Source organism: Paenibacillus taiwanensis DSM 18679 (assembly GCF_000425125.1).
Taxonomy (GTDB): domain Bacteria; phylum Bacillota; class Bacilli; order Paenibacillales; family Paenibacillaceae; genus Paenibacillus_B; species Paenibacillus_B taiwanensis.
This window is the reverse complement of record NZ_AULE01000031.1, coordinates 182,330-196,835: the sequence shown is the minus strand read 5'-3', so window position 1 is coordinate 196,835 and position 14,506 is coordinate 182,330. Positions and strand designations below refer to the sequence as shown.

The 14,506-nt window shown below is 46.2% G+C and carries 15 protein-coding genes; 12 read left to right on the top strand and 3 right to left on the bottom strand.

Features of this window, described 5'->3' with window-relative positions:
• The first annotated feature begins 65 nt into the window (after positions 1-65).
• From H509_RS0108550 to H509_RS0108540, 3 genes are read left to right on the top strand one after another with little or no spacing between them, the layout of a single operon-like run.
• Positions 66-986, top strand: coding sequence for an ABC transporter ATP-binding protein (locus tag H509_RS0108550; protein ID WP_028544716.1), 921 nt, complete (start codon positions 66-68; stop codon positions 984-986).
• Positions 979-1,713: an ABC transporter permease gene (locus H509_RS0108545; RefSeq protein ID WP_028544715.1), complete on the top strand. Its 735-nt coding sequence runs from the start codon at positions 979-981 to the stop codon at positions 1,711-1,713. Before H509_RS0108550 ends, H509_RS0108545 begins: the two co-directional genes overlap by 8 nt.
• Complete coding sequence (locus tag H509_RS0108540; protein ID WP_028544714.1) at positions 1,710-2,288, top strand: undecaprenyl-diphosphatase; 579 nt, start codon at positions 1,710-1,712, stop codon at positions 2,286-2,288. The genes H509_RS0108545 and H509_RS0108540 overlap by 4 nt, the downstream gene beginning before the upstream one ends.
• Before the next feature lie 197 nt (positions 2,289-2,485).
• On the opposite strand, the gene H509_RS0108535 is transcribed toward H509_RS0108540, so the two are convergent.
• The 3 genes from H509_RS0108535 to H509_RS0108525 all read right to left on the bottom strand — a co-directional run bounded on the left by H509_RS0108535 (position 2,486) and on the right by H509_RS0108525 (position 4,967).
• Positions 2,486-3,760, bottom strand: a complete 1,275-nt coding sequence (locus H509_RS0108535) for an NCS2 family permease (RefSeq protein WP_051286902.1) — start codon at positions 3,758-3,760, stop codon at positions 2,486-2,488.
• Positions 3,761-4,031: 271 nt separating this feature from the next.
• Positions 4,032-4,295 carry a YtxH domain-containing protein gene (locus H509_RS24725; RefSeq protein ID WP_036696759.1) on the bottom strand — a complete coding sequence of 88 codons (264 nt, stop codon included), beginning with the start codon at positions 4,293-4,295 and terminating at the stop codon, positions 4,032-4,034.
• Positions 4,296-4,616: 321 nt separating this feature from the next.
• The gene (locus tag H509_RS0108525; protein ID WP_036696755.1) at positions 4,617-4,967 is read right to left on the bottom strand and encodes a DUF1360 domain-containing protein; all 351 of its coding nucleotides are present in this window, start codon (positions 4,965-4,967) and stop codon (positions 4,617-4,619) included.
• Between the two features lie 521 nt (positions 4,968-5,488).
• Between H509_RS0108525 and H509_RS0108515 the strand changes: the two genes are divergently transcribed.
• The 9 genes from H509_RS0108515 to H509_RS0108475 all read left to right on the top strand — a co-directional run bounded on the left by H509_RS0108515 (position 5,489) and on the right by H509_RS0108475 (position 14,473).
• Complete coding sequence (locus H509_RS0108515) at positions 5,489-6,166, top strand: SOS response-associated peptidase (protein ID WP_028544711.1); 678 nt, start codon at positions 5,489-5,491, stop codon at positions 6,164-6,166.
• Positions 6,167-6,359: 193 nt separating this feature from the next.
• A complete protein-coding gene (locus tag H509_RS0108510; RefSeq protein WP_157277570.1) occupies positions 6,360-6,701 on the top strand; it encodes a hypothetical protein in 342 nt (113 codons plus the stop codon).
• Between the two features lie 123 nt (positions 6,702-6,824).
• A complete protein-coding gene (locus H509_RS0108505) occupies positions 6,825-7,760 on the top strand; it encodes a PD-(D/E)XK nuclease family protein (protein WP_028544709.1) in 936 nt (311 codons plus the stop codon).
• 19 nt (positions 7,761-7,779) lie between these two features.
• On the top strand, positions 7,780-8,514 hold the full coding sequence (locus H509_RS24720; protein ID WP_084159124.1) for a DNA-3-methyladenine glycosylase: 735 nt from the start codon (positions 7,780-7,782) through the stop codon (positions 8,512-8,514).
• Between the two features lie 281 nt (positions 8,515-8,795).
• A complete protein-coding gene (locus H509_RS0108495) occupies positions 8,796-9,188 on the top strand; it encodes an ArsR/SmtB family transcription factor (RefSeq protein WP_028544708.1) in 393 nt (130 codons plus the stop codon).
• Positions 9,181-11,529: a heavy metal translocating P-type ATPase gene (locus H509_RS0108490; RefSeq protein WP_036696752.1), complete on the top strand. Its 2,349-nt coding sequence runs from the start codon at positions 9,181-9,183 to the stop codon at positions 11,527-11,529. Before H509_RS0108495 ends, H509_RS0108490 begins: the two co-directional genes overlap by 8 nt.
• Before the next feature lie 236 nt (positions 11,530-11,765).
• Positions 11,766-13,043, top strand: coding sequence for a hypothetical protein (locus tag H509_RS24715; RefSeq protein WP_051286901.1), 1,278 nt, complete (start codon positions 11,766-11,768; stop codon positions 13,041-13,043).
• Positions 13,044-13,299: 256 nt separating this feature from the next.
• On the top strand, positions 13,300-14,019 hold the full coding sequence (locus H509_RS0108480) for a DsbA family protein (RefSeq protein ID WP_051286900.1): 720 nt from the start codon (positions 13,300-13,302) through the stop codon (positions 14,017-14,019).
• Positions 14,020-14,038: 19 nt separating this feature from the next.
• Positions 14,039-14,473: a disulfide oxidoreductase gene (locus H509_RS0108475; RefSeq protein ID WP_028544705.1), complete on the top strand. Its 435-nt coding sequence runs from the start codon at positions 14,039-14,041 to the stop codon at positions 14,471-14,473.
• Positions 14,474-14,506: the final 33 nt, after the last annotated feature.

Genomic DNA, 14,506 nt, shown 5'->3' with positions numbered 1-14,506 from the left:
TTGGCCTGCTTATGCTATTCATAGGAGTTCTGAATTGATTACGCGAGGCAGGAGGGGTGCAGCATATGAGCAGCATTATTCGCACGACAAATTTGACCAAATTATACGGTACAAAAGCCGTAGTCGACGATTTGAACGTTCATGTCATGCAAGGACAGATTTATGGCTTCCTTGGTCGAAATGGCGCAGGCAAGACAACAACGATTCGAATGTTATTGGGCTTGATTAAGCCTACGCATGGTGAGATAGAGATTTTCGGGGAAAGCCTGTATACCAGGCAGAAAGAAATACTTAGAAGAATAGGATCGATGGTTGAGCATTCAGGTTTCTATGAGAACCTGACTGCCAGAGAGAACCTGCTTATTAACGCCAAACTTATGGGGGTCCATAAGAGAAATGCGCTTGCGGATGCGCTTGAAATTGTTGGACTTCAGCATGAGACCAGCAAAAGAGTCGGTCAATACTCGATGGGCATGAAACAAAGGTTGGGCATCGCAAGGGCCATTCTCCACCATCCTGAGCTGTTAATTTTGGACGAGCCGACGAATGGACTTGATCCGATCGGGATTAAAGAAATACGAAAGCTGATTACTTCTCTGGCTTCGGAAAGAAAGATCACGGTGCTCATTTCCAGTCATATTCTTTCAGAGGTGGAGCAGCTAGCTGATTATATCGGCATTATTCATGAGGGGAAGCTGTTGGAGGAAGTGTCGTACGAAGAGCTGCGAGTCCGTAATCGCAACTATATGGAATTTAAAGTATCCAACGACAATAAGGCTGCAATATTGCTAGAGCAGCAATGCGGCATTGTGGATTATGAGGTGCATGACGAAGGACATATCCGAGTGTATTCGCAAATTGGTCAACAAGGTCGCATAAACCAACTGTTTGTGGAGCACGGAATTGAAGTGTCCAAAATTACAGTGAGCGAAGACAGGTTGGAAGACTACTTTGTCAAGCTAATAGGTGGTGGGACTATTGGCTGATCTCCTTTATACAGAACTGCTCAAGCTAAAGCGGGCTAAAATGTTTCTGGTCAGCGTCATCGGCGCCTCGGCGGCACCGATAATGATGTTTATCGCTTATTTGAATATGAAAAGCAAGACGCCGGATGAACCGATTTCATTTGAGCTGTCCTTCTATAATACTAACTTAAACGTGCTATTGCTGCTTGGACCTTTATTATATGGAGTCATTACAGCGTATCTCTATAATCGTGAATATGTAGAAGATACATTAAAAAACTTGCTCACTATACCTGTGTCACGAACCCATTTAATTGTAAGCAAGTTGATTCTGCTGCTGGGATGGATTCTAGTGTTGACGCTGGAGGCGTGGGGGTTAACACTGTTGTTTGGCTTATTAGGCGGATTTGAAGGCTTGAGCGCAGCAGTGCTAGTTCAATCGCTAACAGAGTATTTGATTGGGGCTTTCCTCTTGTTTTTGCTGTCTACACCAACGATGTTTATTACGTTTTGGTTTAAAAATTATGTCCCGACCATTATATTTACTGCTGTGATCACATTGGGGAGTGTATCCGTAGTAAATTCCGATTTTAAGCCACTGTACCCGTGGGCGGCTGTTCATGTAATTACGATTAACGGCTACCTTCCGCAATATCCCCCTGTATACTCTTATTTGGCGATTGGGATCACTTCATTGGCTGGACTTATCGCTACAATTGTATATTTTAAGAAGGTGGATATTCATTGACCTTAAATGTAGAACTATTTCGGGCGATTAACAATTTAGGGAAGCAATATGCCTTTCTTAACCCCGGCGTGATCGTTATGGCAGAATATACGATATATATATTGGCGTTAAGCATGCTTGTGTACTGGTTGACCAGAACTGCGGCCAATCGGAAGATGGTTATTCAGGCTGGCTTCGCTTTTGTGCTTGCAGGGTTAGGCGGCAAAGCTGTAGGGCTTATCCATGCGCACCATCAGCCGTTTGCTGAACTGCAAGGGGTTAATCAATTGATCGATCACGGCATTAATAACGCCTTCCCGAGCGATCATACGATTTTATTTTTCTCTGTTAGTATGTCTTATTGGCTGATCCGTAGAAGTTGGGGATGGCTATGGTTAGTTCTGGCCTGCTGCGTTGCGATAGCTCGCATTTGGGTAGGTGTCCACTATCCAGTCGATATCGGCGTTGGGCTGCTGATAGGCATCATAGGAGCCGTGTTTTCCTATTGGCTGGTGCCCAAGCTTTTATTTATGACAAGGCTTCTCAAATGGTATGAGCATGTAGAACGGCGAATTTGGCCGATGAAGGGCGGATAACACATAGCTATTATCGGTTGGTGGATGAGTCAAGTGGTGATTCCACTGAACTGATACCACTAGGCGGGAAGCATTCCTAAGGAAGCAAAAAGCACCTTCTATGCCGTAGACTGCGGGGAGCCAGAACGTCTATTGTTGAGGCATTGCCGTTTTCGCGGATGGAAAGGTGCTTTTGTTGTATAAGCGGTGACTTGAGTTTATACGTTTAAGATTAAATACAGGATAAAGGTTCCCGCAATTGCATACATGATAGGGGAAACTTCTTTCCCTCGACCTATACATAATTTAATGAGCGCATAAGCGATGAAGCCGACAGCGATACCGTTTGCGATACTGAACGTTAACGGAACAAGTGCGATCAGCAGCACCGCAGGAATCCATTCGCTCATATCCGTGGTGTCGATCAAGGTGATTTGCTGAAGCATCAAAGCCCCCACAATAATGAGGATTGGTGCTATCGCGCTTGCAGGTATCCATTGCAGGAGTGGAATACAAAACATAGCGGGAATAAAGAGCAGCCCCGCAACTAACGAAGTAAGTCCTGTTTTGCCACCAGCAGCAATACCTGTAGCGCTTTCAGCTGCGGTAGAAGCAGGGCTGCTGCCTAGTAGTCCAGCCCCGATAATGGATACCGCTATCGCTCTGAAAGAATAGGTGAAACGGTTGCGATCAGGGATCATGCCTAGCTGCGCCCCCATATTTTCAAACAATACCGTTATCGTTAGTGCAAACACACCAATCCAAAAGGAGAACGATGTCCATCCGCTAAAATCCACAGCACCAAGCAGGTCGCCGTATGATGCGAATGAGGGCAGCATGCTGTCAATCTTGTCCCCTTTAACGATGCCCATCAGCCACCCGACTAAGGTTCCAAACAGGATGCCGAGTAAAAATCCGCCTTTTACCTTTCGTAAAAATAACCAGATCATCACAAGCAAAGTAATAAGTGTTGTTGCTACATAAGGATCATGGACGTTGCCCATTTTGACAAATGTGCCAGGATTAGCAACTACCAGTCCGCCATTTTTTAATCCGAGAAAAGCAATAAAGAAGCCGATACCTGCTGTCATCGCATGAATGAGTGATTTGGGAATGGCCGCAAGCAGATGTTTGGCGAACGGAGTTACCGTAATCAGGAGGAAGAGTCCGCCGGCTGTAATGACGACAGCTAGTGCCTGCTGCCAAGGAAGCCCTAGCGAGGTGACGAGTGTAAATACGAAAAAGGCACTTGTGCCGAGTCCGGGTACAACGATAAAGGGTGAATTGGCATAAAAGGACATCATCATACATCCGAAAAAGGACACATTTGCAGTTGCAATCATCGCTGCTTCATAGGGAACGCCTGCTTGATGCAACAAACTCCCATTTACCGCAATAATGTAAGAAACCGTAATAAATGCTGTTAATCCCGCCATCACTTCGGTACGGACAGTCGTACCTGCGTCTTGTAATTTGTACCATCGATGCAGCATTATTGATACAACTCCTTTACACATTTGTGCCTGATTTGCAATTGGTTTAGACTTCTACTTCTATTCGATTTTTATACCGAACATTCATAAGTTATAACGTCGATCGTAAATATGCAATAGGAGAAATTATGAAGGTCACATAGGTGGGTTTCGGGACCATTTTCTAGTGAGAAAAATGCGAAAAGCAAGGCTCTGTTCACAGGTGAACAGAGCCTTGCAGCCCAAGCTAGCATAGCTAGTATTGGGTATGATTTTGAGTTTGAAGCAGACGTTAGTGGTGCGAATTGCTTGCATTTACAGCTTGGGACGCGGGCTGCGGTGTAATATCAATCCACGCAGCTGGCTTATGGTCAATCAAATCGAGGCTCCGAACCATTTGCTGCGTTCCTTTACATATTTGCTGCACGCCGTCTGTAATGTCTTCCCGAAGTTCGCGTCCAGGCTTTGGCGCCAGAAGCAGGGCTGCGGCACCTCCGATTACGACTCCGACTATCGAGCCGAGCAAAAATGCACGGTTGGATGAGGGTTGGGACATTGTCATTCCTCCTCGTTTAAGATTTATATTGAATATATCACGAGGCGCTAAGGAATTGCACATTTCGAGCACTATGACAGGAACAAGATGTCGAGGTGATGTCGGAAATTGTGGATGTTACATGTGGAACAGTCAACATTTGTAAAAATATGAAGGCAGCAATGATAAGGATGCGGGTGAGCGGCTGTCTAAGCAAGGGAATACAAAAAACCTTCCCATTTGCACGACACAAGCAGATGGAAGGTTATTTGTGTTCACATACTTACTAATGGAGCTGTGACGTTTATAGCTCCAATTTAGCACGTGTATCTCCTGAAGACGTCAAAGCCGCAGCACAATTGTTTCGATAATCGCAGCGACTCCGGCGGCTGCCAATATGATGAGCAGCCACCAAGCACCTGGAACAAATAGTACAAGCGCTGTCAGGAGCAATGTAGACCAGATTCCTGTACACCAATGGCACAACATGATCAAACCGATGAAGCGGCGAATTCCAGTGCCACGTGGCTCTAGCACCTTGCTGATATGGCCTTGCTCGTCCCTTTGGGCAGATGGTTCGATAAAGTGACGGCGCAGAGGGATCGATATATCATCGTATACGAGCAGATGAGTCAGGCGGAAGCTCGCAAACGCAAGAATAACAAATTGAAGCCAGCTAAGTTCAGTGAGCATCATTTAACCCTCCTTCAAAGGAAAATGGGATATATAAGCGTTATCCGATAACGGAATGTGTATACGGCATCATAAGTTCGTCCAATCCTATTATTCTATTATTCATATACTATTTAGTAGGAAGAGTAGGAGGAGGTGAGCACAATGTGTTTCTGTAATTCCGTGAATAGAGCTAATCAATCTGTTAATTCTACATGGTGGAAAAACGGTTCCCAACCAGCGGTACCCATTACGCAGGCTCAACCTGAAATTGTTCCATCTGTACCTCAACCCATCTCACTTCAGGCGGTTCCTGTGAAAAAGTAAAATGAAGAACTATATCGTAATATATTCAAGCCTGCAAAGTTGGTGCGCCTTTTCTATCACTTTTGCAGGCTTTATTGTGTGCTAAAGTATTTGGAGCGTAATAAAATGTGCGATTTCATATGAGGTACAACCGTTTACGGTTGCAACGTTTTATTTGCATTTGATGTATAATATTGCCTCTTGTGCACACGATACGTGTACAGGAGGTGGAGGCGATGTGCCGCCAATATTCAATTAGTGCGAGTGTCGTTGAGTTACAAACCTTATTTCGTATCGATCAGGTTCATATGAATTATCGCCCCCGATACAACGTAATTCCGACACAAGAGGTACCTGTCGTTCACTTAATGGACGGGCAACGCATACTGGACAAATTCAGGTGGGGGCTTGTCCCATTTTGGGCTGCTGATGCGGTTAATGCCGATCTTTTATCTGTTTTTGAAAACGTAGCGTATCGCAAAGTGATCGAACGTCAGCGCTGCATTATTCCGTGCACGGGTTTCTATTATTGGCGTACGACGGATAAGCGGAAGCATCCGGTACGTGTAGTGCTGCGCACACACGGTGCTTTTGGTATTGCAGGTCTATACGATATGTGGCGTAATGCTAAAGGTGAAACGTATCGTACTTGTACGCTGCTTATGGCACCTCGCGGGAATGCACTAACAGTGGAGTTTGATCGTCGTATGCCTGCTATACTGGAGCCAGAGGAGTATAACCAGTGGTTGGAGCCGGAGTCACTTGAGGTGGAGTATTTTCAGCGTATGCTGAAGCCTATTCATGAGAGCCGCATGCACCTCTATCCTGTATCACCATTAATTCAGCATTCGTCATATGATGATGAAGCTTGTATTCAGGAACTCGACTTAAAGCAGGCATGGGTGAAAAGCTAGCAGGCTGAAATAAGTGAATATAGATGAAATCTAACTGAATTGAACGTTACATGAGGCTAGCCCAGTTACTGGGGGGCCTCTTTGTTGCGCAGAAGACCGTGATCCGTATTGGTACAGCCATTGTAGCGCTTCCCGATACCATATAAAATGGAATAATATAGATATACTTCATGCAAATGATCTTAATGAACGGATGGTGAAAGTAATGCGTGATCAACAGCCCTTCAGGTTAACACTCGTTATATCTCTTATTGTATTTACAGCTATCGCAGTCATACTTTCATCGTTAATGTCTGTGCAGCAATTGGCTCCGAACATACATCTGGAGCAATCCGTATCATGGGGGCGCGGTGAAAGTTTAATTGGTTTACGAACACTACCTATCGGCATGCTCACGTACGGTCAAGTGTTGTCACAAGAAGTGGAACTGGGTCAAGATGCAGTACAGCAAAATGTAGATTCACGACTGTGGTTAAGCCCAGACAAGGCGGATCTATTACTACGCCACCTCTATCCTTTCCCCAATGTACAGTAGATAGTAGCGACATCCCATCGTTTATAACCTCCATGATATAATAGTTCATAGTTGCATCAGGTTCCTGGGGGGAGCCTGTTCTTTACATTGAAGATGTTATATATCCAAAGGAGTCGAAACTTCATGCCACCAAGACCTTATCCGGATTGGTCGTGGTCGCCTTCGCGCCATAACCTGTTTGAAGAATGCCGCCGCAAATACTACTTCCACTACTACGCTGCGCATAATGGCTGGTATTTGGATGCTCCGCCTATGGCGAGGCAGGCGTATCGATTGAAGCAGATGACGAATCTATACCTTGTATTCGGAGATGCAGTGCACAAGTTGGCCGAGGAAGCGGTGAAGACTTATCATCACTATGGAAAAATGCAGGAGCGAGAGGAAATGATTAAGCGAATCCGCTTTCTACTAAACCAGGCCTACAAGGATTCCAAAGACATAGAGGCGTGGACAGCGCAGCCTAAGCAGCGACAGATGCTGCACGAGATGTACTATAGAGGTGGTTTGCCGCCGCAGTTAACGGAAACGATTAAGACACGCTTGCCGATTTTAGTTGATCGGCTGCTTGGCAGTGAAAGCTTACAGCATTATATGCATGCAGATAGTTGCCATTTAGTGGAGCTGGAGAAGCTAAACACACTTGATCTTGGCGATACGATGATCTACGTCAAGCTTGACTTTATGTACCGTCAGGCGGGGAGGTACATCATTGTGGACTGGAAGACGGGGCAGGAGGACGAACGCAATGTCACACAGCTTCGTTTGTACAGCTGGTATGTCCATGAGAATTATGGAATTCCGTATGAGCAAATCGATATTCGCACGGAATATTTGTTAAGTGGGCAGTGTAAGCTGGACCAAGTACAAGAGGATGAAATGAACGAGCTTACAGCTTATGTGGAGACGAGTATCGCAAAGATGCGTCATTATTTGTCAGATACAGCAGCTAATGCTCCCAAGTCTCGAATGGATTTTGAGGTGACGGATGACGAGCGAAAATGTCGCCGCTGCTCTTATCGTGAAATGTGCGAAGGGGCTAAAGCACGTCCAGAGGAATAAAAGGGAAGGAGGCAAGCAGATGCCGCGAAAGAAGCATGATTTACTTGTAGAAGCTGCCAATGGATGTGATTTGGCAATAGACGGCAGGTTGTCCCGATCCTGGTTTCGGCAGGGGGCGCTGCCGCTAGCACCACAATTGCTCGGACAGACAGTGGTGAGACGAACGTCCGAAGGGCTGATTCGCTGCCGAATTGTGGAAACGGAAAGTTACGTTGCGCCACTTGATAAAGGCAGTCACGCCTATGGCAATCGGCGTACGAAGCGAACTGAAACGATGTTCCAGGATGGTGGCAAGGCTTACGTTTACTTGATATATGGTATGCACTATTGCTTAAATGTAGTTGCAGCGGAGCTAGAACAGGCTGAGGCTGTATTGATCCGTGCCGTTGAGCCTTTATCACCAACAGACGTGGCTTGGATGCGCATACATAGACCGATCCGCTCGCGTAAAACGGCGGATATTAGCAATGGTCCAGGGAAGCTGTGTGCTGCGCTTCAAATCGACAAGCAGTTTGATGGGGCTGATCTGGTGATGGGAAAAGAACTTTGGATCGAACGAGGAATTGACATTCCATATGAGCAAATTGTATGTGCAACTCGTATTAACATTCCGTACGCAGAAGAGTATGCGGACAAACTTTGGCGCTTTTACATTGCGGGCAATCCGTATGTTTCAGTCGTAGATAAGCAGGCTGTGCCTTTATCGAATCCCGCCCGACTACTGGAGACGTTTCAAACTGAATCTGGTGAATAGTTTCAGTTCGGATGGTAGACAATGAATTCAAGAGTAAATGCATGACAAGCGATGGAATGTGCGCAGAGCACGACCCATCGCTTTTTATATGTGGCGTAGGCAAATAAACAATTTTGAATAACATTATAAAAATCATTTGAATATATGAATTTGTAGTGCTATAATTCAGTTAAACAAACAATCAAACGAATACTTGATTAATACATTTTTCATTTATTTCAATTCATTATGGTTTATTTAGTTTTACGATTATTAATTTTCAGCAGCTAGGGGTGTAAACAATGGTACCTAAACCAATTAAAGAAGATACGCAACAAGATGTGTGTGAGCTTGTATGTTATGACCTGGCAAAGATTAATACACTCAAAGGCCGTGTCGTTGAACATGAAGTGAGCAGTATGGCTCAAATGTTCAAGGCGCTGTCTGATCCGACAAGGATGAAGATGGCGGTTTATTTGGATGAGGGTGAAGAGTTATGTGTGTGTGATATGGCTGTATTGACAGGTCATTCGATCGCAACAACTTCGCATCATCTGAGATTAATGAAATCGCTTGGTATCGCAAAGTCGCGTAAAGAAGGGAAAAACGTATTTTATTCACTGACTGACCATCATATTCGTATGCTGATTCGGATGACTCAAGAGCATATGAGAGAGGAGCATTGTCATGACTAGACCACTCCCTAATCAACTAACAGAAGGTGACGAGCGGCAGTCGTTTCAGGTAAAAGGCTTATCTTGTGCCAATTGCGCTCGTGAATGTGAGATCGATATTCGACGGTTGGAAAATGGTAAGGACGCGGAATTACATTACAACAGCGGCACGTTAAAGATTCATCCGTCTGTTAATCGCAAGCAGGTGGAACGCATTTTGCGGCGGGATGGTGCATATCTCGTCGAGGCGGGTGCTCTGACGGGAGAAGGTTTTACGAGAGCCGGGGATAGCAAGGGCAAGCAAGCTCACGATTATGATTCGCTTCATGCAGTAGGCCATGAGCATGAACACGGGCATGAGCCCCACAATTGCGAGGGGCATTCACATGACGCGCATGCGCATAGCAACACGCACAATCATACACACGATCATGCTGATGCCAGTCACGGACACGGAGAATCGCATAGCCACGATCATAGCCACGGACATAGCCATGAGCACGGCTCGATGAAACGAATGAAGTGGTTTCTCGGCATATCATCGGTGCTTTATGTATCTACTTTTTTATTGGACGGTCGTATACCACAGTGGTCCTTAATTTCGCTTTACCTCATTGCCGTGCTATTAAGTGGACATACCACATTTATGCAAGGACTGCGCAACCTGTTCCGGTTACGATTTAATATGGATACTTTGATGACAGTAGCACTAACGGGCGCAGTAGTGATGGGCGAATGGAAAGAAGCTACGCTAGTTGCTATTTTGTTTGGGCTTAATGAGATTCTTGAAGGTTATGGTATGGAGCGGGCCCGACAATCGGTTGCTTCACTGTTAGAGGTGGCGCCTAAGCAAGCTAACGTATTGCGGCACGGTGAGACGGTTACGATTCCAATCGATCAGCTCCAAGTCAACGATACCGTCGTTGTGCGGCCAGGCGAGAAGATTCCGTCTGACGGCACTGTGCTAGATGGAATTAGCGGGGTCAACGAAGCTGCTATTACAGGTGAATCGCTGCCAGTAGCCAAAGAGGTCGGAAGCAGTGTTTATGGAGGCAGCATCAACACGTCCGGGCTGTTAAAAGTTCGGGTAGACAAAGCGTATCAGGACTCATCTTTAGCTAAAATATTACATCTTGTTCGCGAAGCGCAAGATACCAAGACACCGACGGAGTTGTTTATTGATAAGTTCGCGCAATATTATACTCCTGTCATTATGATTATTGCAGCGCTAGTAATGGTTGTGCCGCCGCTCTTGCTGGACGGGGATTGGTTCAAATGGGTCTATCAAGGTTTTGCTGTCCTCATTGTTGGTTGTCCTTGTGCCTTAATTCTGTCCTCGCCAATTGCAATTGTGAGCGGCATAACACGCACTGCACGTATGGGCATTCTGGTCAAAGGTGGCGTCCATCTGGAGCAGCTCGGCAAAATTAATGCCCTTGCTTTTGATAAGACCGGAACTTTAACCAAAGGTGAGCCTGCTGTAATAGCAGAGGCTGTGTATGATCAGGGACGCTGCTATGAGGTCATCGGAGCTGTTGAGCAGGGCTCGCTTCACCCGCTTGCGAAGGCAATGATTCGATATGTCAATGGGAAAGGCATGGCGAAATTTGCAGAGCCTTCCCATGCAGAGACTGTGGCGGGCGAAGGTATCGAAGTTATTATTGAGGGTATGACTTATCTAGTAGGCAGTGAGCGTATATTAAACCGGGATGGTGCTGCATTCGAGCAGGCGCGAGCAGATGCCGAACGTATGAAGGCACAAGGCTATACCATCGTTGCGGTCGCGGAGCATGGTCGCCCCCTTGGCGTATTTGGTCTTGCTGATGAGATTCGGGAAGAAAGTCGGGCCACAATACAAGCGCTCCATGATGCACATATTACCCATACCATCATGCTGACAGGTGACCACAAGCAATCCGCTGCGCGAGTGGCAGAAGCGGTTGGTGTGTCAGAATGGCATGCAGGACTGTTGCCAGAGCAGAAAGTAGAGCAAGTGAAGGAACTGGCCAAAAAGTACCGTGTAGCAATGGTGGGGGATGGCATTAATGATGCTCCGGCTCTAGCTTCCGCACAATTAGGTATCGCAATGGGCAAGGGAACGGACAGTGCTGTTGAGACGGCCGATATCGTGCTCATGCAGGATCATTTGGGTAAGCTGCCAGCGGCTATTCGGGTATCCCGTCTTGTCAATCGGGTCATTCGCCTGAACATTGGTTTATCGCTCGGACTGAAAATAATTGCTTTGCTGCTCACCATACCTGGTTGGTTAACTCTTTGGATCGCAATTCTGTCTGATATGGGCGCTACCATTGTAGTCACATTGTTAGGACTAACGATACTGCTAGGTAAAGATCGAGAATGATTGAAAATGAATAGAAATACTTGATACAGGTTGGTACTTGGGCAGCAGCTCAGGTACCTTTTCTATTTCAGGTGGACATTTATTTGGAGTATAGCTAGTCTATGCCAATGCTAGTTCGTACGAGATAGGACTTGTATCTTTTATACATATATTTTGAAAAATGGGGGACGCTGTGATAAGGAAATCATTTGCTTGCGTAAACTTGCATACTGAGATAAGAAAGGTGGAGCTCTCACTTGAATGTTAACTTTCCTCGATTACCATTTGTCACAGCCAGCACCAAAAGAAGGATCATTATAACTCTACTTGCCCTTGTATGCTTAGCGATTACCGTGAAGAGCGCAGCGGCTCATGTACAAGCACGTACGACAGCTGTTACAGAAGATGAACGTTATGCAGCATATACAAGAAACATGATGACAGCCTCCGCCAATGAACCGTGGATAGTGACCAACAATACGGTGCGTATCAATCAAGATGACCCTGTTTTGGCAGCAATCGCGGTCTCGAGAATCGCTTGGCCTGCTTTGACAGAGGAAGGAAGACCTAACGGCATCGTATTAGTGACCAAAGAACATTGGGGGCTAGCAGCCGCGGCTGCACATCTGATTCACCATCCGCTGAACGCGCCGCTACTTTATACAGATCAAGATCGGATTCCTGAGGCTACGCGACAAGAAATGGTTAGACTAAGGCCTAAAGGGATCGAAAAAGGAGCTTACCCGCAAGTCATTGTCGTCGGCCATGTTCAACAGGCTGTGCGGGAACAATTAAAAGAAATGGGCTTTGATGTGCGGCGGATTGCTAGCAGCGAGCCCGCGCAGGCTGCCGCAAATGTAGATCTATATATGTCGCGTACAAGTGGACAGCTATCTCCAACCGTGGTTATAGGCTCACTAGATGCGCCTGCATTTACGGTGCCTGCTGTAAATTGGACCGCACATATGGCTGAGCCGTTGTTGTTTGTTACAAAAGACGGCATTCCACAAGCTACTGCTGATGCGCTTGCAAAGCGGCGCAAGCAAGCCGTTATTTATGTAGTCGGCCCTCGCACCGCGGTGTCAGCAGAAATAGCAGCGCAGCTATCTGCATCTGGAAGAGTGGAGCGGATTGAAGGGGCGGACCCTGCTGCTAATGCGGTGGCTTTTGCCCGCTACAAGGACAAGCAGACGGACTTCGGGTGGGGCATTACAACACCTGGGCATAACTTTTCACTTGCTCTGGCCGATGAGCCGCTGCTCATTGCGGCAGCTGCACCTTTTGCTCATAAAGGCAAGCATGCACCCTTACTACTGACCGATGGCGATCAAGTTTCCCCCGTGGTGCGTCAATACCTTGAAGGGATTCGACCAACGTATGCGCGCACACCAGCGGAAGGACCGTACAATGCCGCATGGTTGCTCGGCACGACATCCAGTCTAACACGTGCATTACAGGGAGCCGTTGATGATTTGCTCGAAATTAGCAGCAGCAACGGAAACCACGCAGCGCATCACGGCGGGCACGGGGCATAGCTTGTCCGTGGAGTCGCTCATCCTTGGTTTACCTGACCCGAAACTAACGTTTTGGGTTTTTGCTTTGTGTAGTTTTGGTATGAGTATGCTTAAATGTTACCAATCGATGACATAGATCACATGGAAATGACGATTCTAGTAAAAGAAATAGAAAAATTGTCGGTTTTCGTATACATTAGAAAGGAGTAGATGTTGGTGTCAGCGAATATAGATATCAAGACATACATACTAAAAAAGCAATGAAGAGGTGAATCTGTTGGGTAAAAGTACGTCGAAATCAAAGTCATCTTATAACAGCAAGAAAAGCAACAAGCTGATGCTTATCTTGTTTCCAGTCGTATTGGTTGTATTGCTGGGTCTTATATTTGTACTAAATCAACAAAGCACAGAGATTGGTAAGCAGCAGCGCGAGGAGCGGGTCGTTGATTTTAAATTGGAAGGTCAGCCGATTCTCGGTTCTCCTGAGGCTAAAGTCACAGTCGTCGAATTTGGGGACTACAAGTGCCCTGCCTGCAAGTTCTGGGAAGATACGAACTACAAGCAATTGAAGGCAGACTTTATTGATACAGGTAAGATTCAGTTCTCCTTTATGAACTATCCATTTATAGCACCTGATTCACGGACCGCAGCACTGGCTGGTGAAGCTGTTTATGCACATAATCCAGAAGCGTTCTGGGCTTATCATGAAGCGATTTATGCAGGACAAAAGGATGAGCGTGAGCAATGGGCAACGCCAGAATATTTAGTTGAAATCGCCAAGCAAGCGGTGCCGGATTTGGATTCCGCACAGTTGCTAAAGCAGATTCAGGATGAAACGTACAAGAAGGAAGTAGATCAAGATTTAGCTTTTGTACAACAGGCCAAGCCTCAAGGAACACCGGCCTTTTACATTAACGGCAAAGAGTTTACAGGGCAGTGGGACAGCTATCCTGCGTTAAAGCAAGCGATCGAAGATGCTTTAGCGGCCGCGAAGTAATAAAGGAGGTCATTTACATATGACATTTATTCGTAAGTATGCACTTTACTTTGCCTTTCTCATTGCACTTCTGGCCACAAGTGGAAGTCTTTACATGAGTGAAATTTTATTGTGGGAGCCGTGCAAATTGTGCTGGCTGCAGCGGATCTTTATGTATCCGCTAGTCCTTTTACTTGGAATAGGGGCATACCGCGAAGATTACGGCATTATTAAATATGTGATTCCTCTTGCTATTATCGGGGGATCGATCTCCACGTATCATTATTTGGAACAGAAAGTGCCAGGCTTGGCTGCAATCACTCCTTGCCGTGTGGGCATTCCATGTAACTATGATTACTTGGATATGTACGGCTGGATTACGATTCCACTCCTCGCCTTCACTGCCTTCCTTCTCATTACGATTTTGTTGTTTGCAGCGCGCAAGCCCGAATCGCAATCCGATGTCGAAGCATAACGCTAGATATAGAAAGGTTACCAGACATGGGGG